Consider the following 20769-nt stretch of genomic DNA (forward strand, 5'->3'; position numbering starts at 1 on the left):
GATGAGGGATCTTCCGGAGTTATTGAAGAGGTTCGCCGCAGGCGGGGTTCAGTGCATCGATGACGCTGGCAAGCTGCATCTCGCGTTCACCAGCGGCGATGGTGCGTTTCAGCACGTCGAGCACGATGGCGGCGGCGCGGCGGGCGGCATCGACCAGGCTGAGATTGCGGGCGAGGCCCGCAATCAGAAGGCCGGTGTAGAGGTCGCCTGTGCCCGCCGCCGCCAGCTCCAGGCGCGGCGACGGCAGTCGCGTGGAGTTTATGCCTTCGAACACGATGTTCTCCAGCGCGCCGTCGGGCGTATCCACCAGCCTGCAACTGGTCACGACGACACGGGCTCCCCGCCAGGCCTGCATCTTATCGACCGTGACCTTGAGCTCTGACCATGTCGCCAGCGGGTGGCCGGCGATCAGTCCGGCCTCGAACTGGTTGGGCGTCAGCAGATCGGCGAGCGGGACGAGTTCGTTGCAGATGCAAGCGGCAACGTCATCGGGCACGAACACCCCGACATGGGAATCTCCCATCACCGGATCGCAGATGTAGGTGATGGCGGGATTGAGTTGTCGGGCGCGTTTGACGAAGGCCGCCACCACCTCGCCGTTGGCGCGCGAGCCGAGGTAGCCGGACACGATGTAGCGGCTGGTTTCGATCAGCCCGCGTTCTTCGATCCCGCGCAGCAGTTCGCTGACCAGCTCGGCGTCCAGCACCCGGCCGCGCGTGCTTCCGAGGCCCGGATGATTGGAGAGCAGCGTCGTCGGCACCGCCGCCACGTTCAATCCATGCGCTTGCATCGGTAGGACAGCGGCGCTGTTGCCGACGTGGCCGTGCGCAACCTGGCTCTGGATCGAGATGATGGACGTCGTCATCGGCGTCGTTCCGTGGTTCATTTCACCGCCGCCTCGGTGGCGGAGCGATCGGCTGTCGCGCGATAAGGCATGCGGCCGTTGAGCACAACATAGGCGAGTCCGCCGATCAGCAAGCCCCAGAATGCGCCGCCGATGCCGAGCAGCTTGAGGTTCGCGGCCGAGGCCAGGAACGTGATCAATGCCGCCTCGCGTGAGGTCGGGTCTGCCATCGCCCCGGCAAGGCTGCCGCCGATGGTGCCGAGCAGAGCCAGACCGGCGAGGGTGGTGATGAAGGTGGCGGGAAACGCCATGAACACCGCAGCAAGCGTCACGCCGAATACGCCGACTAGCACATAGAAACAGCCCGCCGCGATGCCGGCAATCCATCTCTTGGACGGGTCTTCGTGGGCCTCCCGGCCGGTGGCGATCGCAGCCGTGATCGCCGCGATATTGAAGGCGTGCGAACCGAACGGCGCCATGATCAGCGAGCCGAGACCGGTGACGGTGACGATCGGATTGGCGCTGGTCTTGAACCCGTCGTTCCGCAGCACCAGCATCCCCGGCATGTATTGACCGGTGAGCGTGATCAGGAACAGCGGCAATGCGACCGACAGCAGCGCATTCAGCGAAAACTCCGGCATGCTGAACACCGGCGCCGCAAAGACGAGTTTGAGCCCGGACAGATCGACGCGACCTTGCGTCAGCAAGAACGTAAGGCCGAGCAGCAGAATGCCGACCACGGCGTAGCGCGCGGAGAAGCGCTTGAACGCGACGTAAGCGGCAATCAGCAAGCCGACCAGCCACGGATCGACGCTGGCGCCGCCGAAAGCTCCAATCCCGAACTGCAGCAGAATGCCGGCAAGCAGGCCCGAGGCGATCCCGGGCGGAATCAGACGGATCACCTTTTCGAAATAGCCGGACAGGCCGAGCACGACGAACGCCGCCGCTGAGATCATGTAGGCGCCGATCGCCTCGGCATAAGGCGTCGTCGCCAGCGCGGTCACCAGAAATGCCGCCGCCGGCGTCGACCACGCGGTGATGATTGGCTCACGATAGTGCAGGCTCAGCAACAATCCGGTTAGTCCAACGCCGATCGAAATCGACCAGACCCAGGATGCCGTCAGCTCGGGGCTGAGGCCAGCTATCTTGGCAGCCTGAAACACCAGGATGAACGTGCCACCGTAGTTGACGATCACCGAGATCATGCCGGCGATAACCGGGTGGGTGAGGTCGCCGAGGCGGATCGGAGAAGGCGGGGGGCGGGATGGCATGCGGTCGACAATCCTCTGCTGGAAGCGAGGCGAGCTGGATGGATTGACATCTAGCCATCAGGTGGCCTGATGTGCCCGGCCATTCTCCGTCACAAGGGCAGACCAATTGTTCAAGCACTCCCAGCTCGAATCCGTCAAAGCGTGGGTCGCGCATCCGGCTCATGCCGCGATGCCGCTGCACGCGCGAGTGCAGCGAGCCATCCGCCAGCTGATCGTCGATGGGGCGCTGGGCGCAGGCAAGCCGTTGCCGGCATCGCGCGCGCTTGCTCATTCGCTCGGAGTGTCGCGCGATACGATCGAAATCGCCTATGGCCAGCTTCACGCCGAGGGCTTCATCGAGCGGCGGGTGGGCAGCGGTAGCTTCGTTGCGGAGATGACGGAATTCACGCCGGGCCGCCGTCTCGCGCAGCGGGACGCGCTACTCGGCAACCAAGCGCCGAAGCTCAGCAAGCGCGGAGCCGCGATGTTCGGCAGCGGCGGCATTCGTGAGCAGCTGTTGCCGAGGCCGTTCGTCCATGGCGTGCCGGAAACGCGGACATTTCCACTTCAGCTCTGGGAGCGGCTAGAGCGCCAGGTCCGCAAAGAGCTGGGGGCGCAGACCCTGCTTCATTGCGATCCGCAGGGCAGCGAGCCGCTGCGCCGCGCCATCGCCGACTATGTCAACCTCGAACGCGGTGCTCGCGCCTCGGCGGATCGCGTCCTGGTGCTCACCAGTTCGCAGCAGGCGCTGTCGCTGTGCGCGAATATGCTGCTCGATCCCGGCGACCGGATCTTCATCGAAGATCCGGCCTATTACGGCGCGCGCAAAGCATTCGATGCCGCAGGCGTGGAGTGCGTTCCGATTCCGGTCGACCGTCAGGGTCTCAGCGTCGACCAGATCACGGCCCAGCCGCGCCGGGCCAAGGCGGTGTTCCTTACGCCGTCCCACCAGTTTCCGACCGGCGCGACGCTGGCGCTGGACCGCCGCATCGCACTGATCGAATGGGCGGCGCGGCACCAGGCGTGGATCATCGAAGACGACTACGACAGCGAATTCCATTACGCCGGCAAGCCGACGGCGTGCGTGCAAGGTCTCGATCCTCACGACCGGACCATTTACATCGGCACCTTCACCAAATCGCTGTTTCCGGGCCTGCGGATTGGATACGTCGTGTTGCCGCCGCAGCTCGTCAAGCCGATGACGGTTGCGCGCACGCTGCTGGATGGTCACAGTGCCACGATGGCGCAGCTGACGCTCGCGCGGTTCATGGAGGGCGGCCATTTCGGCGCGCATGTCCGCACCATGCGCGGTGTCTATGCGACGCGCCTGGACGTCCTCGTCCGCCTCGTCCGCAAACATCTGTCCGGCCTTGTCGAGCCGCGCGTTCCGGTCGGCGGCCTGCAACTCCCCTGCGTGCTGACGTCTGACTTGACGGAGCGAACTGCGGTCGCAGCCGCACACAGCGTCGGGATTGAGGTGCTCGGGCTGTCGGGGCTGCATCATGCCCGCGACGGCGAGGCCGGCTTCCTGATGGGCTTTGCTGCGTACACGCCGCTGGAAATCGAAGGCGCCGTGAAGAAGCTCGCCAAAGCGCTTCGGGCGGCGATCAAACCCTAACTGCGCGGCGCGTGGCTCTGCCAGGAATTGGTCGGCTGTCGCCACCGGAAATGGCGGGAAGAACCAGACCGCGCCCGTGCTAAATATTGATCACCGGTGTAACCGCGGACCAACATTGGAAGACTGCCGGCCAGCCTCATCGATCGGAGGCGGATGGATACGATGCCTACCAACCTCGAGCTTTCACCGGACGAGATCGCACGCTTCGGCGCGGATCCCGCCGCTGTCTTTGCCGCCAATCTGACGGTGGTCCGCGAGCGCATCGCGGCCGCTTGCGATCGCTGTGGACGCAGCCTCGCGGATGTTCGTCTTTTGCCCGTCACCAAGACGGTGCCGGCGAATGTGCTTCGCCTGGCCTATGCGGCCGGAATCTCAGAGTTTGGTGAAAACAAGCTGCAGGAGGCCCGTGACAAGCGCGCTGTGCTTGCGGATCTGCCGATCCGCTGGTCGATCATCGGCCACCTTCAGACTAACAAGGTGAAGTATCTCGTCCGGTTCGCTTCCGAATTCCACGCGCTCGATAGTCTGCGGCTGGCCGACGAACTCAATCGTCGCCTTGATGCGGAGGGGCGGGATCTCGACGTGTTCGTGCAGGTGAACACCTCCGGCGAGGCAAGCAAATACGGCCTTGCACCCGGTGAGCTCGGCCTGTTTGTCGAGCGTCTGTCCGACTATCCGCGGCTCAAGCCACGCGGCCTGATGACGCTGGCGGTCTTCAGCGCCGACGTAGAACGTGTCCGCGGCTGCTTCCGGCTGCTGCGCGATCTGCGGGATCGCATCGTGAAGATCCATCCCGACCTGACGCAACTGTCGATGGGGATGTCCGGCGATTTCGAGGTCGCGATCGAGGAGGGGGCGACCGTGGTGCGGGTCGGGCAGGCGATCTTTGGCGCGCGGCCGACTACCGACAGGTTCTATTGGCCGCAGGCAAACTTCGATCGGTAGTTCGGCAGACCGAACCTCAGCGCGGTTCTTCTTTGCGCGGCTTGCGCTTGGCGCGTTGCCGGACGTCGTCGATGCGTCCTTCGGCGGTGTCGCGGAACAGGGCGGCGCGGACCAGCAGCATCAGCGTCACCGGCGTGGTGATGGTGACGAAGCCCAGGATCAGCACCTCGTGCAGCAGCGGCCGCATCTGCAGCAGGGAGAAGCACAGCATCGACGCGGCGACGATGAAAGCGGTACCGAGCGTGGTGCCAAGGGTCGGCGCGTGGGCGCGCTGGTAGAAGCCGCGCAGCCGCAGCAGTCCGATCGATCCGATCAGCGTGATGCCGGCGCCGAACAGCAGCAGCAGCGCTACGATCCATGCCGCCCAGGCTGGAAGATCCGCCGCGTGGGTCATTCGATCACCTCGCCGCGCATCAGGAATTTCGACAGGGCCACGGTGCCGACGAAGCCGAGCAGGGCGATGATCAGCGCCGCTTCGAAATACACGTCGGTGCCGGTGCGGATGCCGACGGTCAGCATCAGCAGCATGGCGTTGACGTATAGCGTGTCCAGCCCAAGCACGCGGTCCTGCGCGCGGGGGCCAACCAGCATCCGATAGGCAGCGCAGGCCATGGCGAGGGCGAGCATCACCTGCGCAATCACGACCGACCAGGTCAGCACCAGACTGCTCATTCGAAGATCTCCAACAGCAGACGCTCGTAGCGTCCCTTAATGCGCTCGACCCACTCGCTCTCGTCGACCAGATCCAGCACGTGAAGCTGCAGCACGCCGGTCTCCCGGGTGAAGTTCACCCACAGCGTGCCGGGCGTCGAGGTGATGATGCAAGCCAGCACCGCGAGCCCCTGACGGCTGCGAAGATCGAGCGGGATATCGACGAAGCCGGAGGTGATGTTGTCGCGCTGGCCGCCGAGGATGATGCTGGCGACCGCGATATTGGACCGCACCACGTCGATCAGGACCAAACCGGTCAGCCGGATGATCGCGCCTGGATTGCGGACACGGTCGGAGTCAGATTGCAGCAGGCTGAGCAGCCAGCCGCCGATCAACGCGAACAGGCTGCCGAGCAGGATCGGTCCGAGCGCGATGCTCTGGCTCAGCCACAGCCACATCGCCAGCAGGCACAGCGAAATCAGCGGGAAGGGCAGCACCCTGTTCATGAGCCGCCTCCGGTCTTCACCCGCGTCGCAACCGGCGCCAGCACACTGTCGGTATAGGCGGCCGGCGCATGCAGCGAATTGGCCGCGCCCTGCATGTAGGTCATCGCTGCCTGCGGCTGCACGGTCATCGCCGCACAGCCGAGGAGCAGGAGTGCGATCGGGACGATCTCCGCAAGCCGCACCCGCGGATCGGCCCGCTCGCTGGGCGTCCACAGCGTGCGGATGCCGGCGCGGGTCATCGCGATCAGCATGGTGAGACCGGACGCCATCAGCAGAGCCAGCAGCGTCCAGTGCAGCGGCGAGATGCTGCTGCCGGTGTCTTCGCCGAGCAGCGCTGTCAGCATCGCGAATTTGGCGATGAAGCCCGACACAGGCGGCAGGCCGGCGATCACTGCGGCGCAACCCACGAAGCACCAGCCGAGGATCGCCATCGAGGCGGGGATCACCATCCCGACTTCCTCAGCGTCCGGATCGTCAGGCATGTCTTCGCCGTAGGCTTCGCGCGTCACCGCCAGCATGTCGGCACCGGGATCGCGGCCGCGTTCCAAAAGCTCGATCAGCATGAAGAACGCGGCGATCGCGAGTGTCGAACTCACCAGATAGAACAGCGCCGAGGCTGTGACCGCAGGCTTGCCGGATGCGGCCGCGACCGCCAGCACGGTGCCGGACGACACCAGCACCGCGTAGCCGGCGAGCCGCGAGATTTCCTGCGATGCCAGCGCGCCGATCAATCCGAACAGAATGGTAGCGATACCGGCGGCGATCAGCCACTCGCTGCCGAACAGCGCCGAAGCGCCGCTGCCGGCGCCGAAGAACAGCAGCGACAGTCGCAGCAGGATGTAGATGCCGACCTTGCTCATGATCGCGAAGATCGCCGCGACCGGCGCCGCTGCGGCCGCATAGGTGGTCGGCAGCCAGAAGCACAGCGGCCACATCCCGGCCTTCACCATGAAGGCGACGCCGAGCACGGCGGCGCCGGCTTCGAGCAGCGCCCGATCCTCCGCCGGCACCTGCGGAATCCGGATCGCCAGATCGGCCATGTTGAGCGTGCCGGTGACCGCGTAGATCAGGCTGACACCGATCAGGAACAGCACAGAAGCCGTTAGGTTGATGGCGATGTATTGCAGGCCGGCCCGCACCCGCGCTTGTCCGGAGCCGTGCAGCACCAGGCCGTAGGACGCGGCCAGCAGCAGCTCGAAGAACACGAACAGGTTGAACAGATCGCCGGTCAGGAAGGCGCCGTTCAGCCCCATCAGCAGGAACTGCATCAGCGAATGGAAATGTGCGCCGACCCGATGCCACCGCGCTGTCGCGAAGATCGTCGACGCGAAGGCGAGCACGCTGGTGAGCGCCAGCATCAGCGCTGACAGCCGGTCCGCCACCAGCACGATCGCGAACGGCGCCGGCCAGTCGCCGAGACGGTACACCGCGATCGGCGCCGCGCCGGTCGCGGTCGGAAGATCCGCGGCGCGCATCAAGAGCAGCGCGATGATGCCCATGATCACGATCGAGGCGAGATTGGCGAACGCCTTGATCTGCTGATAGCGCTCGTCGATCAGCAGCATCGCCGCGCCGACGAACAGCGGCAGTAGGATCGGCAGGATGATCAGATGGTCGGTCCAGCTTGTCATTCGTGGTCCCGGCCGTCGACGTGGTCATTTCCGGTCAGGCCGCGCGACGCCAGCAGCACCACCAGGAACAGCGCCGTGGTGGCGAAGCTGATGACGATGGCGGTGAGCACCAGCGCCTGCGGCAGCGGATCGGCGAACGCCTGAGGATCCGCGATCTGTCCCTTCTCCAGCACGGCGGCGGCGCCGACCTTGAGGCGTCCCATGCTGAAGATGAACAAATTCACCGCGTAGGACAGCAGCGCCAGGCCGATGATCACCTGGAAGGTGCGCGGCCGCAGCAGCAGCCAGACCCCGCAGCCGGTCAGCACGGCGATGGCCAATGAGACGATCAGTTCCATCGGCTGGCCTCGGGCGTTGCGGCGCGGCCGCCGGAAGGACGGCGATGGCCGCGGATCGATTGGTGGGCCAAGGCGAGCAGCATCAGCGCGGTCGCGCCGACCACCAGCGAGAATACGCCGAGGTCGAACAGCGCCGCGCTGGCGAGCGGCACCTTGCCGATCAACGGGATCTCGGCGTAGGCAAAGGCGGATGTGAGGAACGGACGTGCCAGCGGCAGCGCCGCGGCGCCGGTGAACAGCGCCAGCAGCAGACCGATGGCGATCCAACGCAGCGGATGGATGCGTAGCCGCGCTTCAATCCAGCGGGCGCCGCCCGCCATGTATTGCAGGATCAGAGCGGCCGCCATCGCGATGCCGGCAACGAAGCCTCCGCCGGGCTGATCATGACCGCGCAGCAATAGATACATCGCAGTGATGAAAATGAACGGAAACAACAGCTGCATGATCATCGCCGGCACTGCGAGATAATCGGCGATGGTGTCGCCCTTGCGGCGATCGGCGTCGGCGTCGTCGTGCTCGTCCTGCAGCCGTTGCTGCTCGGGGATGTCGATGCTGTCGGCGGCGGGGCGGAAGCGGCGGAGCAGGGCGAACACCGTCAGCGCCACCACCGCCAGCACGGTGATTTCGCCGAGCGTATCGAAGCCGCGGAAGTCGACCAGGATGACGTTGACGACGTTGGTGCCGCCGCCGTCCGCGTAGGCATGGCGCATGAAGAACTGCGCGATGCTATCCGGCGCGGCGCGGGTCATCACCGCATAGGCCAGCAGCGCGACGCCGATGCCGGCGGCCGCTGCAATCGCGAGGTCGCGGATCCGCTGCACACGCTTGAGCACGCTGCGGTTGGCGGTGATCTCGCCGGTCTCGAGCTGCTTCGGCAGCCAGCGCAGCCCGAGGAGCAACAACACCGTGGTGACGATCTCGACGCCGATCTGGGTCAGCGCCAGGTCCGGCGCAGAGAACCACACGAAGGTGAGGCAGGTGGTCAGTCCCGATCCCCCGATCAGGATCAGCGCCGCCAGCCGGTGGAATTTGGCCACGGCCGTGCCGCCGAGTGCACAGGCAATGCCGACCGTCCACACCACGGCGAGCGCCGGATCGAGATCGTTGAACGCGACCGGCGCGATGCCGAGACCGCGCATCAGCACTGGTCCTGCAGCTGCAATCAACGCGACGCAAACCAGCAGAAGCAATTGCGGCTGCAGCCGGCGGGTGCCGAACACCCGTTCAATTGCACGGGCCCAGCGCCACGACACCGTCACCAGCACGAGGTCGAACACCCGCTGGGTCTTGAAGCGGCCGGCGAACAGCGAGCTCGTCAGCCCCTGCTGCAAGGGCTCGCGCAACATCACGTACAACAGAACGCCGCCGATCAGCGCGATCACGCTCATCAGCAGCGGCCAGTTGAAGCCGTGCCAGACCGCGAGGCTGTAATACGGCGTCGCCGCGCCGAGGACCGCATGCACCGCGAGCTGCAGGAACGGTCCGATCGTCAGCGACGGCACGATGCCGACCACCAGACAAGTCAGCACCAGCAGTTCGACCGGAAACCGCATCCAGCGCGGCGGCTCGTGCGGCGTGCGGGGCAGGTCGACCGGCGGCGGGCCGAAGAACACTTCGCGGATGAAGCGCAGCGAATACGCCACCGTGAACATGCTGGCGAGAGTGACGATATAGGGCAGGGCGTCGTCGAGCAGCGAACCGTCATGGGTCTCGATCGTTTCGGCGAAGAACATCTCCTTGGACAGGAAGCCGTTCAGCAGCGGTACGCCGGCCATCGCCGAAGCGGCGACAATCGCCAGCGCGCCGGTCTTCGGCATGAACTTCCAGAGACCGCTGAGCCGGCGCAGATCGCGTGTGCCGGTCTCGTGGTCGATGATGCCCGCCGCCATGAACAGCGACGCCTTGAAGGTTGCGTGGTTGAAGACGTGGAAGATCGCGGCCACCAGCGCCAGCGGACGGTCGAGGCCGATCAGCAGCGTGATCAGGCCGAGATGGCTGATGGTCGAGTAGGCGAGCAAGCCCTTCAGGTCGCGCTGGAACACTGCGAGGTAGGCGCCGACGATGAAGGTGGCGAGGCCGGTGGTGCCAACGATCCACAGCCATTCATTGGTGCCGCCGAGCACCGGCCACAGCCGCACCAGCAGGAACACGCCGGCTTTCACCATGGTGGCGGAGTGCAGATAGGCGGAGACCGGCGTCGGCGCCGTCATCGCCCGCGGCAGCCAGAAGTGGAACGGAAACTGTGCGCTCTTGGTCAGCGCGCCGAGCAGGATCAGGATCAGCGTCGGCACGTACAGCGCGTGGGCTCGGACTTCGGTGCCGGCTGCCAGCACGGCGTCGAGGTCGTAGCTGCCGACAATATGGCCGAGCACCACGACGCCGGCGAACAGGCACAGCCCGCCGGTGCCGGTGATGGTCAGCGCGACGCGGGCGCCTTCACGCGCCGCGGCGTTGTGGTGCCAGTAGCCGATCAGCAGAAACGAGAACAGGCTGGTGAGCTCCCAGAAGAACACCAGCTGGATCAGATTGCCGGACAGCACGATGCCCAGCATCGCGCCCATGAAGCCCTGCAGGAAGGAGAAGAACCGCGGCACCGGGTCCGACGGCGACATGTAGTAGCGCGCGTACAGCACGACGAGGGCGCCGATCGCTGTGATCAGGCAGGCGAACGCCCAGGCGAAGCCGTCCAGCCGCAGCGTGAAGTTCAGGCCGAACTGCGGCAGCCAGTCGAGCTGATAGCGGATCGGCGCAGCATCGGCACCGGGATACAGCGGCACCAACAGGAACAGACAGCCAAGCGCGACGGCCGCCGCGAGCCACGCCTCGGCATTACGCGCGTTGGCAGGCAGCAGCGCCGCAAGCAGGCTGCCGGCGAACGGGAGAAGGATCACCGCGAGAAGAAAGACGTTCTGCGGCATTCCTCGGTCCTTCCAATCCTGTTCGTCGCTCCGCAGCCCTTTCGGCAACGTTCTTGGTCACGATTCATTTTATGGGGTTCGAAGGCGCCCGGAGCAAGACCAATGAGCCAGATTGGCTGGCCGCGATGACCATTCAGGCCCGCCGCTGGCGGTCCGAAACGTCGCACCAAGCCTGCGTGGACTGATACCGCGGTGCGCCCGTCCTGACGGGGCCCGTGCTCTTGAGGATTCGTAGTTTGGTGACGGCGCGGACATTCGTCGGTCCGACGTCGGTGCGACGTTTTACCCCACGTTTCGCCGGTCCAGCGGCAGGCTCGCGACGGTCGGCGCAAAGACGTCCGCAGGCGATCGCTGCACAGTGAGACCGCACCGCGAGTCGGTGTGGATTGTCGGCAGCGGCGAGGGCGCCGCAGGCGACGAACGAGTGAATGAAGGAGCTTCTCGAGTGGACATTCCGCGGATCTTTACCGTCAGCGAAAGCGCGCATCGCATCCACAATCCGTTCACGGCCGAGAAGCTCGCGGCGCTCGGCGCTTCGCTGCGGATGGAGCCGGGGACCCGCGTGCTCGATCTCGGCAGCGGGTCGGGCGAGATGCTGTGCACCTGGGCCCGCGATCACGGGATCAGCGGCACCGGGATCGACATGAGTCCATTGTTCACCGCGCAAGCCCAGCTCCGCGCCCGCGAACTCGGCGTCGCCGATCGGGTTACGTTTGTTCATGGCGATGCCGCCGGCTATGTCGCCGATGCGAAAGTCGGCGTGGCGGCCTGCGTCGGTGCCACCTGGGTCGGCGGAGGCGTCGGGGGCACGATCGAGCTGCTCGCGAAGAGCCTACAGGACGGCGGCCTCATCCTGATCGGCGAGCCCTACTGGCTGCGATTGCCGCCGACCGAGGAGGTCGCCCAGGGTTGCCGTGCCCAGGCGAGCTCGGACTTCCTGCTGCTTCCGGATCTGATCGCGTCGTTCGACGCGCTGAATTACGACGTCGTCGAAATGATGCTGGCCAGTCAGGACAGCTGGGACCGGTACGAGGCCGCCAAGTGGCTCACCATGCGCCGATGGCTCGATGCCAATCCCGACGACGAGTTCGCGCCCGAAGTTCGTGCCGAGCTGACCACGTCGCCGGAACGCTACACGCGGTACGGCCGCGACTACCTGGGCTGGGGCGTGTTTGCGCTTATGGCTCGGTGAGCCAGCCTCGATCGGCTTCCAGCCCAAAGCGGTTGCACTGCCGTGAGCCAAGCCCGGGGAAATCCGGCGAGGGGCCTCCAAGCGGTCCGCGCGTCTGGGCTACCGGCCGCCGATCGACGGAGCAGCTTCCGTCGTCGCTCTGGTCCGGCATGGTCCGGCGTGGACCTGATGGCTGGGCCGCCGCAGCTGCCGGACGTCGTTCGCGACAACCGGATCCGGCCGGCGACGCCGCATGCTGCAGGTTCGGACGTCGAGACTGGCGGAGCTTGAAGGCGCGATTTGATCGGGCAGCAGCAACACATTGCAGCGTCCGGCTGGTCGTATTCCCCAATCCGTAATTCGCATAAGGTATATTATGGAATATATCGATACATGAGATTTGCCAGATGCTTGTCTGGCATACACAAAGTTCTGCGTGCGCAACGCTTCTTGGCTCTGGGTTTCCGTTTAGTCGACGCCTCGAAGCCGCGAACATCTAGACCTTGGTCTCCGAATGATCGCTGCAGCATCGACGCCGCGGCCAAGTTACAGCGCGCGGTCATGCGTGCGGCTCGGTCATGACGCGGCCTTGGCAGGCTCAGCCGCGCCTCCGGAAGCCTGCGCGACGGTCGTCCCAAGCCGTCTGCCGGTCGTGCATCGCTCGGACCTGGTGCTTCTTGCAGGCTCCGGTGCCGACCGGTCCGTCTCGGTCCCAGCGCGCCAGGCCGTCCGGCCACAACCTTGGTCCGGTCGATGGCCCGGCCATCCACCGGCGGCTCAAAATCGCTTGACCGGACCAGCCGAAATGATGACCAAGGGCGCGTCGACATTTCGGGTGCGTTCTCACAAAAAGACCACGCGGGCAGGAGGAAGCGAGATGAGTTTTTCACGCAGGAGCTTGTTGAAGGCGTCGGCGGCGGCAGCCGCGATCGGTGGCATCGGTGCGCCTTGGGTGGCACGGGCCGCTGAGGCCGAATTCAAGTACAAATACGCCAACAACCTGCCCGACACCCATCCGCTCAATGTTCGCGCCCGCGAGATGTCGGCAGCGATCAAGGCCGAGACCGACGGCAAGGTCCAGATCGACGTTTTCCCGAACAATCAGCTCGGCTCCGACACCGACATGCTGAGCCAGATTCGCGCCGGCGGCGTCGAGTTCTTCACGCTGTCGGGCCTGATCCTGTCGACCCTGGTGCCGGCGGCATCGATCAACGGCATCGGCTTCGCGTTCCCGGACTATGAGACCGTCTGGAAGGCCATGGATGGCGAGCTCGGCGGCTACGTCCGCGGCGAGATCCAAAAGGCCGGACTGATGGTGATGGACAAGATCTGGGACAACGGCTTCCGCCAGACCACGTCCTCGACCAAGCCGATCAACGGCCCGGACGACTTCAAGGGCTTCAAGATTCGCGTGCCGGTGTCGCCGCTGTGGACCTCGATGTTCAAGGCGTTCGATGCAGCCCCCGCCTCGATCAATTTCAGCGAAGTCTATTCGGCGCTGCAGACCAAGGTGGTCGAAGGCCAGGAAAACCCGCTGGCGCTGATCTCGACCGCCAAGCTGTACGAAGTGCAGAAGTACTGCTCGCTGACCAACCACATGTGGGACGGCTTCTGGTTCCTGGCCAACCGTCGCGCCTGGGAGAAGCTGCCGCCGGACGTGCGCACGATCGTTGCCAAGCACATCAATGCCGCCGCGGTGAAAGAACGCGAAGACACCGCCAAGCTCAATGCCACGGTCAAGGAAGAGCTGACCGCCAAGGGCCTGCTGTTCAATCAGCCGCCGGTGATGCCGTTCCGCGACAAGCTGCGCAGCGCCGGCTTCTACGCCGAGTGGAAAGGCAAATACGGCGATCAGGCGTGGTCGCTGCTCGAGAAGTCCGTCGGCAAGCTGGCGTAACGGCTGGCCGATATGGCGAGCGCCGACGCTTCCCAGCTCACCGCCGGTGAACGGCTCCACGCGCCGCAGCGTAAGACGCTGATCGGCGCGCTGGAGGCTGGGCTCGGCCTGTTGGTCGAGATTCCGGCGGCGATCCTGGTCGTCGTCGAGGTCGTCGTGCTGTTCGCCGGCGTGGTATCTCGCTACGTCTTCCACAGTCCGCTGATCTGGTCCGACGAGATGGCGTCGATCCTGTTTCTGTGGCTGGCGATGTTCGGCGCGGCGGTCGCATTCCGTCGCGGCGAACACATGCGGATGACAGCGATGGTGGCGGGGGCCTCCCCGCGCCTGCGCGCTTGGCTCGATCTGGTCGGCATCTGCGCGGCACTGGCGTTCCTGCTGCTGATCGCCGCGCCGGCCTACGAATACGCCTACGAAGAAAGCTACATCACCACGCCGGCGCTATCGCTCGCCAACAGCTGGCGCGCCGCGGCGCTGCCGGTCGGCATCGCGCTGATGGCGCTGTTCGCAGCTCTGCGGCTGATCCGGTTCGGTGATCTCAAGCTGGTGTTCGGCGCGGCGCTGACCGTCGCGCTGCTGATCGGTGCGTTCTGGCTGGCGCAGCCGCTGTTCAAGCCGCTCGGCAACCTCAATCTGGTGATCTTCTTCGTCGGCGTGGTGGCCACTTGCGTGTTCGCCGGCGTGCCGATCGCGTTCGGTTTCGGCCTGGCGATCTACGGCTACCTGGCGCTGACCACCACGACGCCGCTGCTGATCCTGGTCGGGCGGATGGACGAGGGCATGAGCCACCTCATCCTGCTGTCGGTGCCGCTGTTCGTCTTCCTTGGCCTGCTGATCGAGATGACCGGCATGGCGCGGGCGATGGTGGCGTTTCTCGCCAGCCTGCTCGGCCACGTCCGCGGCGGCCTGCATTACGTGCTGGTCGGCGCGATGTATCTGGTGTCCGGCATCTCCGGCTCCAAGGCCGCCGACATGGCCGCGGTGGCGCCGGTGCTGTTTCCCGAGATGAAGGAGCGCGGCGCGAAGCCGGGCGATCTGGTCGCCCTGCTCTCCGCCACCGGCGCCCAGACCGAGACCATTCCGCCGAGCCTGGTGCTGATCACCATCGGCTCGGTCACCGGCGTTTCGATCTCCGCGCTGTTCACCGGCGGCCTGCTGCCCGGCGTTGTGCTGGCGATCATGCTGTGCGGCCTGGTGTGGTGGCGCTATCGCGGCGAAGACCTCAGCCATGTCAAACGCGCGCGCGGCAGCGAGATCGGTAAGGCCTTCATCGTCGCCCTACCCGCGCTGGCGCTGCCGTTCGTGATCCGCGCCGCCGTGGTCGAAGGCGTCGCTACCGCCACCGAAGTTTCGACCATCGGCATCGTCTATGCCGTGGTGGTCGGCATCCTGGTGTACCGCAAGTTCGATTGGCGCCGGCTGCGGCCGATGCTGGTCGAGACCGCGGCGCTGTCGGGGGCCATTCTGCTGATCATCGGCACCGCCACCGGCATGGCCTGGGGCCTTACGCAGTCCGGCTTCTCGCGGGCGCTCGCTGCGGCGATGACCGGCCTGCCCGGTGGCTCCGCCACGTTCCTGGCGGTGTCGATCGTTGCCTTCGTCATCCTGGGCAGCGTGCTGGAAGGCATCCCGGCGATCGTGCTGTTCGGGCCGCTGCTGTTTCCGATCGCCCGCGCCGTCGGCATCCACGAGGTGCACTACGCCATGGTGGTGATCCTGGCGATGGGCATCGGATTGTTCGCGCCGCCGTTCGGCGTCGGCTATTATGCCGCCTGTGCGATCGGCCGCGTCGATCCCGCCGAAGGCATGCGCCCGATCTGGGGATATATGCTGGCGCTGCTGATCGGCTTGATCGTGGTCGCGGCGATCCCGTGGATCTCGATTGGATTCTTGTAGAGGCGCTGCGGGGAGAACGCAGCGGCGCCGTCGTGAAGTGAGAGGCAGGTCGTCATGAGCACCCCGCAAGGTCATTACAGCATCGGTCTGGACAAGACCCCGGCCAACTTCGTGCCGCTGTCACCGCTGAGCTTCCTGGAGCGCACCGCCAACGTCTATCCGGAGCTGACCTCCGTGGTGTACGAAGGCCGGCACTACACCTGGAAAGAAACCCGCGCGCGCTGCCGCCGCTTCGCCTCCTGGCTGACCCGGAGCGGCATCGGCCGGGGCGACACCGTGGCGGTGATGCTGCCCAACGTGCCGGCGATGGTCGAAGTGCACTTCGCGGTGCCGATGGCTGGCGCGGTGCTGAACGCGCTGAACATCCGGCTCGATGCCGCGGCGATCGCGTTCCAACTCGATCACGGCGGCGCCAAGATCATCCTGGTCGATCCGGAGTTTTCCAGCGTCGTCGCCGAAGCGCTGAAGCTGATGACCAAGCCGAAGCCGCTGGTGATCGACGTCGACGACAAGATGTTTCCCGGCAGCCACCGTATCGGCGAACTCGAATACGAATATGCCGTCGCGTCCGGCGATCCGACCTTTGTCGGCCATCGGCCCGAGGATGAGTGGGACGCGATCTCGCTCGGCTACACCTCCGGCACCACCGGCAATCCGAAGGGCGTCGTCACGCATCATCGCGGCGCGTATCTCAACGCCGTCAGCAACATTCTCGCCGGCAATCTCGGCCAGCATCCGGTGTATCTGTGGACGCTGCCGATGTTCCACTGCAACGGCTGGTGCTTCCCGTGGACGATCGCAGCCGCGGCCGGTATCAACGTCTGCCTGCGCAAGGTCGATCCGGCCAAGATCTTTGAGCTGATCCCGAAGCACGGCGTCACCCACATGTGCGGCGCGCCGATCGTCTACAACGCCCTGATCAATGCACCGGAGGCGCCGAAGGGGCCTGCGACGAAGCCGGTCATCGGCCTAATCGCCGGCGCGGCGCCGCCGATGGCGGTGTTGGCGGGCGCCGAGACCATCGGCATCAAGCTGACGCATGTATACGGCCTCACTGAAGTATACGGCCCCGCCTCGGTCTGCGCCGAACAACCCGGCTGGGACGATCTGCCGGTCGCCGAGCGCGCCAAGCTGAAGCGCCGGCAGGGGGTGCCCTACCCGATGCAGGAAGCCGTCACCGTGCTCGATCCGGAGACGATGCAGGAGGTGCCGCGCGACGGCGAGACCATCGGCGAGGTGATGTTCCGCGGCAACATCGTGATGAAGGGCTATCTGAAAAACGAGAAGGCCACCAAGGAAGCGCTCGCCGGCGGCTGGTTCCACACCGGCGATCTCGGCGTGCTCGACGCCGACGGCTACGTCATCATCAAGGACCGCTCCAAGGACATCATCATCTCGGGCGGCGAGAACGTGTCGTCGGTCGAGGTCGAGGACGTCCTCTACAAGCACCCGGCGATCCTGTTCGCCGCCGTCGTAGCCAAACCCGATCCAAAATGGGGCGAAGTCCCCTGCGCCTTCGTCGAACTGAAGGACGGCGCCACCGCCACCGAAGCAGAGATCATCGCCTATTGCCGCGAACACCTCCCCGGCTTCAAGACGCCGAAGAGCATCGTGTTCTCGTCGATCCCCAAGACCTCGACCGGCAAGATCCAAAAATTCATGCTGCGCGATCAGGTGAAGTCGGCGAAGGCGATTTTGGAGTAGTTACTTCGCCCCAGTGTCATTGCGGGGGCGACCGCCAAGGACGCCCCACTCTCGTTCTTCATTCCGGGGCGCGCGCAGCGCGAACCCGGAATCCCGAGGTGTTGAGTAAGGCCGTGCATGTTTCAGATTCCGGGTTCGCTCGCTGTCGCGAGCGCCCCGGAATGACCGGTTGAGAGGTCAGCCGTCTATCTCCAACCGCATCCCGTCGAACCCGGGCACCACGCCCTCCGGCAGTTCTTTCCGCAGGGTCTCGTAGTCGATATCGGCGTGCATATTGGTGATCACGGCGCGCTTCGGTTTGAAGCGGGCGATCCATTTCAGCGCGGTTTCGATGTTGAAGTGGCTGGCGTGGTGCTTGTAACGCAGGCCGTCGATGATCCAGAGGTCGAGGCCTTCAAGGGCGCCGAAGCTCTGTTCGGGGATGTCGTGGACGTCGGGCGTGTAGGCCGCGCCGGCGATGCGATAGCCGAGCGCTGGGATATCGCCATGCTTCAGCAGAAACGCAGTCAGCGTCAGGTCGCCGCCGGCGCCTGCGATCGTCTTGCTGTCGCCGGCCTCGATCTCCCGCGACTCCAGGATCGCCGGATATGAGCTGCCCGGCGCCTGCTTGAAGCAGTAGGCGAAACGGTACAGCACGTGCTCTCCGGTCGATTGGTTGAGGTACACCGGGATGCGGCGCTTCATCGCCATCACCACGGAGCGCAGATCGTCGATGCCGTGGGTCTGGTCGGCGTGCTCATGGGTGAGGAACACCGCGTCGAGATGATCGACGTCGGCGCTGATCAGTTGCTCGCGCAGGTCTGGCGAGGTGTCGATCAGCACGCGGGTGATGCCCCCGTCCGGCGTGATGCGCTCCGCCAGCAGCGAGCAGCGCAGCCGCCGGTTCTTCGGGTTGGACGGGTCCGCGGCGCCCCAGCCGAGCGCGGGGCGCGGCACGCCGGCGGAGGAGCCCGAGCCGAGGATGGTGAGCGTCAGCGTCATGCGGCGACCCCGATTGTCAAAGGCGTCATGCGGCGGCGGGCGCCGGCACCTTGCCGAACAGGCGGAAGAAGTTCTCGGTCGTCTGGCGGGCGATCTCGTCGAGCGACACGCCGCGGACCTCGGCCAGCACCTTGGCGGTCTCGACCACATAGGCCGGTTCGTTACGCTTGCCGCGATATTTGCCCGGCGCCAGATACGGCGAGTCGGTCTCGACCATGACACGGTCGGCCGGCAGTTCGGCGGCGAGATCCCTCAGCGTCTGCGACTTCTTGAAGGTGAGAATGCCGGTGAAGGAGATCATCAGTCCGAGGTCGATGGCCTTCATCGCGAGATCGCGACCGCCGGTGTAGCAATGCAGCACCGCGCGAAAAGCTCCCTTCCCCATTTCGTCTTCGAGGATCTTGCCGCAATCCTCGTCCGCCTCGCGGGTGTGGATCACCAGCGGCAGTCCGGTCTCGCGCGCCGCCGCGATATGGGCGCGGAAGCCGCGCTCCTGCGCAGGCCGCGAGCCCATTTCGTAGAAGTAATCGAGCCCGGCCTCGCCGAACGCCACCACCTTCGGGTGCTGTGCCAGCTTCACCAGCTCATCGGCGGTGATGCCGTCTTCCTCGTCGGCATGATGCGGATGGGTACCGACCGAGCAGTACACGTTGGGAAATCGCTCGGCGATCGCCACCAGGTCGGGCAGCTTCTTGACGCGCGTCGAGATCGTCACCATCCGCCCCACTCCGCTCGCCTCGGCGCGGGCGACGATGCCGGCAAGATCGTCGGCAAAGTCGGGGAAGTCGAGATGGCAGTGGCTGTCGACCAGCATGGCGTCAGCTTGCCGCCGGCTCGACGTAGCGCGGGAAGATCGGCGCAGGGGCCGGCAGCGGCGTGCCCGGCACGATCCGGGTCGGCAGCGCCGCGAAGTTACGCGAACCTTCCGCAACGCCGAGGATGTCGAGCAGTTTCGCCGCCGAGGTCGGGATCGCCGGCTGCGCCAGGATCGCGATCTGCCGCAACACTTCGGCGGTGACGTACAGCACCGTCTTCTGCCGCGCCGGGTCGGTCTTGGCGAGCGCCCACGGCGCTTCACCGGCGAAGTAACGGTTGGCTTCCGCCACCACCGCCCACACCGCGTTCAGCGCTTGATGGATCTGCTGTGTCGCCATCGCGGTCCGCGCTTGCGCAATCATGGCGTCGGCCATCGCCAGGATGGCGCTGTCGGTCTCGCTGAACGCGCCATGCTCGGGCACTTTGCCGTCGCACTGCTTGGCGATCATGGTGAGCGAACGCTGCGCCAGATTGCCGAGATCGTTGGCTAGATCGGCGTTGATGCGGTTGACGATCGCCTCGTGATTGTAGCTGCCGTCAGAACCGAACGGCACCTCGCGCAGGAAGAAGTAGCGCACCTGATCGACGCCGTACTGGTCGGCCAGATTGAACGGGTCGACGATGTTGCCGACCGACTTCGACATCTTCTCGCCCTTGTTGAACAGGAAGCCGTGGGCGTAGACGCGCTTCTGGATCGGGATGCCCGCCGACATCAGGAACGCCGGCCAGTACACCGCATGGAAGCGGATGATGTCCTTGCCGATGACGTGAACGTCGGCCGGCCAGTAATGCCAGTTCTTGTCGGATTCATCCGGGAAGCCGACGCCGGTGATGTAGTTGGTCAGCGCGTCGACCCAGACATACATCACGTGCTCGGGATCGCCCGGCACCTTGACGCCCCAGTCGAAAGTGGTGCGCGACACCGACAGATCCTTCAGTCCGCCCTTGACGAAGCTGACCACCTCGTTGCGGCGCGCGTCGGGGCCGATGAAATCCGGCTGCTCCTCGTAGAGCTTCAGCAGTCTGTCCTGATAGGACGACAGTTTGAAGAAGTAGCTCTTCTCCTCGACCCACTCGACCGGCGTGCCTTGCGGGCCGCGGCGAACGCCGTCCTCGCCGACAACGGTTTCATCTTCGGCGTAATAGGCTTCGTCCCGGACCGAGTACCAGCCGGAATAGCTGTCGAGATAGATGTCGCCGCTGGCCTGCATCCGCTTCCAGATTTCCTGGACGGACGCGTGATGCTGCTCTTCGGAGGTGCGGATGAAACGGTCGTAGGAGATGCCGAAGCGATCATCCATGTCGCGGAAGCGGCCGGCATTGCGGGCGGCAAGCTCAGCCGGCGTCATCCCCTCGCGCTGCGCGGTCTGGATCATCTTCAGGCCGTGCTCGTCGGTGCCGGTCAGGAAGAACACGTCCTTGCCGTCGAGCCGCTGGAACCGGGCCAGCGCGTCGGTCGCGATCGCCTCATAGGCGTGGCCGATATGCGGCGCGCCGTTCGGATAGGAGATCGCCGTGGTGATGTAGAATGAATTTCGCTGCGCCATCTGCGCGGACGCCTTTCAAATCTGGATCGGTTGAGCGCGGCGGCGCTGACCATGCC

The 20769-nt window shown here is 65.5% G+C and carries 17 protein-coding genes; 6 read left to right on the forward strand and 11 right to left on the reverse strand.

Annotated elements, in window-relative coordinates; genetic code table 11:
• Positions 1-19: 19 nt before the first annotated feature.
• Together pdxY and DY467_RS00440 are read right to left on the reverse strand one after the other, a co-directional pair.
• A complete protein-coding gene (gene pdxY, locus DY467_RS00435) occupies positions 20-886 on the reverse strand; it encodes a pyridoxal kinase (protein ID WP_164633610.1) in 867 nt (288 codons plus the stop codon).
• Positions 883-2115, reverse strand: coding sequence for a benzoate/H(+) symporter BenE family transporter (locus tag DY467_RS00440; RefSeq protein ID WP_164633612.1), 1233 nt, complete (start codon positions 2113-2115; stop codon positions 883-885). The genes pdxY and DY467_RS00440 overlap by 4 nt, the downstream gene beginning before the upstream one ends.
• Before the next feature lie 106 nt (positions 2116-2221).
• Here DY467_RS00440 and pdxR point away from each other — a divergent pair, with 106 nt between their 5' ends.
• On the forward strand, positions 2222-3712 hold the full coding sequence (pdxR, locus tag DY467_RS00445; RefSeq protein ID WP_164633614.1) for a MocR-like pyridoxine biosynthesis transcription factor PdxR: 1491 nt from the start codon (positions 2222-2224) through the stop codon (positions 3710-3712).
• 162 nt (positions 3713-3874) lie between these two features.
• Positions 3875-4657, forward strand: a complete 783-nt coding sequence (locus tag DY467_RS00450) for a YggS family pyridoxal phosphate-dependent enzyme (RefSeq protein WP_164633615.1) — start codon at positions 3875-3877, stop codon at positions 4655-4657.
• Positions 4658-4673: 16 nt separating this feature from the next.
• On the opposite strand, the gene mnhG is transcribed toward DY467_RS00450, so the two are convergent.
• From mnhG to DY467_RS00480, 6 genes are read right to left on the reverse strand one after another with little or no spacing between them, the layout of a single operon-like run.
• Entirely contained in the window at positions 4674-5051 is a 378-nt protein-coding gene (mnhG, locus tag DY467_RS00455) for a monovalent cation/H(+) antiporter subunit G (protein ID WP_107344712.1), read from the reverse strand.
• Positions 5048-5329: a K+/H+ antiporter subunit F gene (locus tag DY467_RS00460; RefSeq protein ID WP_107344711.1), complete on the reverse strand. Its 282-nt coding sequence runs from the start codon at positions 5327-5329 to the stop codon at positions 5048-5050. The genes mnhG and DY467_RS00460 overlap by 4 nt, the downstream gene beginning before the upstream one ends.
• Complete coding sequence (locus DY467_RS00465; RefSeq protein WP_164633616.1) at positions 5326-5814, reverse strand: Na+/H+ antiporter subunit E; 489 nt, start codon at positions 5812-5814, stop codon at positions 5326-5328. The genes DY467_RS00460 and DY467_RS00465 overlap by 4 nt, the downstream gene beginning before the upstream one ends.
• Entirely contained in the window at positions 5811-7445 is a 1635-nt protein-coding gene (locus tag DY467_RS00470; RefSeq protein WP_164633617.1) for a monovalent cation/H+ antiporter subunit D, read from the reverse strand. The genes DY467_RS00465 and DY467_RS00470 overlap by 4 nt, the downstream gene beginning before the upstream one ends.
• Positions 7442-7783 (reverse strand): Na+/H+ antiporter subunit C, encoded by a 342-nt coding sequence (locus tag DY467_RS00475; protein WP_107355764.1) that lies wholly within the window; start codon positions 7781-7783, stop codon positions 7442-7444. Before DY467_RS00475 ends, DY467_RS00470 begins: the two co-directional genes overlap by 4 nt.
• Positions 7774-10701: a monovalent cation/H+ antiporter subunit A gene (locus DY467_RS00480; protein ID WP_164633618.1), complete on the reverse strand. Its 2928-nt coding sequence runs from the start codon at positions 10699-10701 to the stop codon at positions 7774-7776. The genes DY467_RS00475 and DY467_RS00480 overlap by 10 nt, the downstream gene beginning before the upstream one ends.
• A gap of 445 nt (positions 10702-11146) precedes the next feature.
• On the opposite strand from DY467_RS00480, the gene DY467_RS00485 reads away from it, so the two are divergent.
• The 4 genes from DY467_RS00485 to DY467_RS00500 all read left to right on the forward strand — a co-directional run bounded on the left by DY467_RS00485 (position 11147) and on the right by DY467_RS00500 (position 17369).
• Positions 11147-11893, forward strand: coding sequence for an SAM-dependent methyltransferase (locus DY467_RS00485; protein WP_164573544.1), 747 nt, complete (start codon positions 11147-11149; stop codon positions 11891-11893).
• Between the two features lie 856 nt (positions 11894-12749).
• Positions 12750-13769, forward strand: coding sequence for a TRAP transporter substrate-binding protein (locus DY467_RS00490; protein ID WP_107344705.1), 1020 nt, complete (start codon positions 12750-12752; stop codon positions 13767-13769).
• Positions 13770-13781: 12 nt separating this feature from the next.
• Positions 13782-15665 (forward strand): TRAP transporter large permease, encoded by a 1884-nt coding sequence (locus DY467_RS00495; protein WP_164633619.1) that lies wholly within the window; start codon positions 13782-13784, stop codon positions 15663-15665.
• A gap of 54 nt (positions 15666-15719) precedes the next feature.
• Positions 15720-17369, forward strand: a complete 1650-nt coding sequence (locus DY467_RS00500) for an acyl-CoA synthetase (protein WP_164571313.1) — start codon at positions 15720-15722, stop codon at positions 17367-17369.
• A 177-nt stretch (positions 17370-17546) separates the two neighbouring features.
• Here DY467_RS00500 and DY467_RS00505 read toward each other — a convergent pair whose 3' ends face one another.
• The 3 genes from DY467_RS00505 to metG are packed head-to-tail and all read right to left on the reverse strand — an operon-like array spanning position 17547 to position 20713.
• Positions 17547-18350 (reverse strand): MBL fold metallo-hydrolase, encoded by an 804-nt coding sequence (locus DY467_RS00505; protein ID WP_164633621.1) that lies wholly within the window; start codon positions 18348-18350, stop codon positions 17547-17549.
• A 25-nt stretch (positions 18351-18375) separates the two neighbouring features.
• A complete protein-coding gene (locus DY467_RS00510) occupies positions 18376-19164 on the reverse strand; it encodes a TatD family hydrolase (RefSeq protein WP_164571315.1) in 789 nt (262 codons plus the stop codon).
• A 4-nt stretch (positions 19165-19168) separates the two neighbouring features.
• Positions 19169-20713, reverse strand: coding sequence for a methionine--tRNA ligase (metG, locus tag DY467_RS00515; protein WP_164633622.1), 1545 nt, complete (start codon positions 20711-20713; stop codon positions 19169-19171).
• Between the last annotated feature and the right edge of the window lie 56 nt (positions 20714-20769).

This window comes from Rhodopseudomonas sp. BR0G17 (assembly GCF_010907025.1).
GTDB classification, from domain to species: Bacteria; Pseudomonadota; Alphaproteobacteria; order Rhizobiales; family Xanthobacteraceae; genus Rhodopseudomonas; species Rhodopseudomonas palustris_H.